The sequence below is a fragment of the Wolbachia endosymbiont of Cylisticus convexus genome, assembly GCF_003344345.1.
The window spans coordinates 1-1,752 of record NZ_QPIP01000212.1 but is presented as its reverse complement, the minus strand read 5'-3'; the positions used below and the strand labels follow the sequence as shown (position 1 = coordinate 1,752).

The window sequence follows — 1,752 nt, the reverse complement described above, 5'->3', positions numbered from 1 at the left end:
ACTGGATACATATTTCAGAGAATTTCTTATTTGGTGTACTATACATAGCTGCACTTCTGCACTGGGAAATACACTGTTGATGGCTGCAGGAAAGCTTTTTAGCCCATCTACACATGCAATCAGAATATCTTCTACTCCTCTTTCTTTGAGGTTATTTAGCACTTCCAACCAAAAGTTAGCTCCTTCACTTTCAGCCAAATAAAAGCCCAGGACTTCTTTTCTGCCATTTTGGTCTATGCCCAATATATTGTACATACATTTACTTACGCAATGTCCATCCTCCTTGACCTTAAAGAACATCCCATCCATAAATACTATCGGGTATACTGATTGCAGTGGACGACTACGCCATTCATTGATTATAGGCAGTAATTTGTCGGTAATACTTGATATCTCTGCTACCGATATTTTGTGATCATAAATTTCCTCAACGTGTGACGCTATATCTCTATAGCTCATACCACTGGCAAATGTGCTCAAAATCTTCGTTTCAAGCTCTGGATGTAAGCTTGTTTGCCTTTTTTTGACTATTTGCGGCTCAAAACTTCCTTCTCTATCTCTTGGCGTTAACAGCTCAAATGAACCTGCACTTGTACGTAAAGTCTTTCCATTCCTCCCATTTCTGCGATTATTTTCTTCACTTTCAGCTAATAAATGGTTTTCTATTTCACCTTCTAGACTCGCCTCCAGCAGCTTTTTTATAAATGGTGTTAATGCTCCCTCCTTTCCTGTCAACGGTCTTCCTTCTCGTATAGACGACAGGATATTTGTTTCCAACTCTTTATAATCTACCAATCCGTTAGTTCTGTTTACTACTTTTTGACTCATTGTCAAACCTCCATTTTTAAATTGATATAAATTACTTTTTTTCGGTTTGACACACTTTTTTGAACATTCAAGATGAGTGTTACAATATTATCTTTAGAAAGAAAATCTACAGTTCTTTGGAAGATTTGCAGATAGATGTTGATCATTGGTTGCGTTCTTACAATGAGACAAGACCTCATTCAGGTAAATATTGCTATGGCAAAACACCGATGCAGACTTTTCTTGATAGCAAACATATTGCTTTTCAGAAAAATATTAGTAGCATCAAACAAGAGACTGATATTAGTTTTAACTACCTCAATCCTTCTGTCAGTTAATTCTTGCCTGTCAGATTAAGTTGTGTCTAGTACACATCATATAAAGCAGAAAAAGTGTATGCGTTGTGGAAAGCCTATACATTTACCTCAACGTATATTTGATACAGCTTACAGTATTGTTGCTCAGTATCAAACTGAATATCGAGGAATTGTACAATATTACAAAATGGCCTACAACCTTCACACACTAAGTTATTTGAAGTATGTGATGGAAGTATCATTAGTAAAGACTTTAGCATCTAAATACAAAACAACTTGCAGGAAAATTTATAGAAAATTTGGTGCGATGATTGAAAACGATGAAGGTGAAAAACGAAAAGTCATCCAAATCAGAGTAGATCGTTTACCATCAAAGATACCATTAATTACACACTTTGGTGCTGTATCACTAAAATGAAATAAATGGGTAAGCATAAGTGATAACCTTATACCAATATGGAATAAGCGTAGTGAAATAGAGCAAAGACTATTGGCACAAACTTATGTAAATCACAAGAGCAGATTGAAGTACATCACGTACGTAAACTTGCTGATTTGCTAGGTAAACGTAATACTGAGCTACCGAAATGGAAAAAGAGAATGATTGAACGACAGAGGAAGACTCTTG

At 35.8% G+C, this 1,752-nt stretch carries 3 protein-coding genes and 1 pseudogene; 3 read left to right on the top strand and 1 reads right to left on the bottom strand.

What is annotated here, in order from left to right; all coding sequences use genetic code 11:
* Nucleotides 1-828, bottom strand: an 828-nt coding sequence (locus Wcon_RS10525) for an IS256 family transposase (RefSeq protein WP_114516781.1), incomplete at its 3' end; no start/stop codon positions are given.
* Nucleotides 829-917: 89 nt separating this feature from the next.
* Between Wcon_RS10525 and Wcon_RS10520 the strand changes: the two are divergent.
* From Wcon_RS10520 to Wcon_RS12915, 3 genes and pseudogenes are all read left to right on the top strand, one after another.
* Nucleotides 918-1,145, top strand: a pseudogene (locus tag Wcon_RS10520) (IS481 family transposase); the annotation flags it as partial.
* Between the two features lie 22 nt (nt 1,146-1,167).
* A complete protein-coding gene (locus tag Wcon_RS11610; RefSeq protein ID WP_201796978.1) occupies nt 1,168-1,542 on the top strand; it encodes a group II intron reverse transcriptase/maturase in 375 nt (124 codons plus the stop codon).
* Between the two features lie 137 nt (nt 1,543-1,679).
* Nucleotides 1,680-1,752, top strand: a 73-nt coding sequence (locus Wcon_RS12915) for a hypothetical protein (protein WP_338062152.1), incomplete at its 3' end; no start/stop codon positions are given.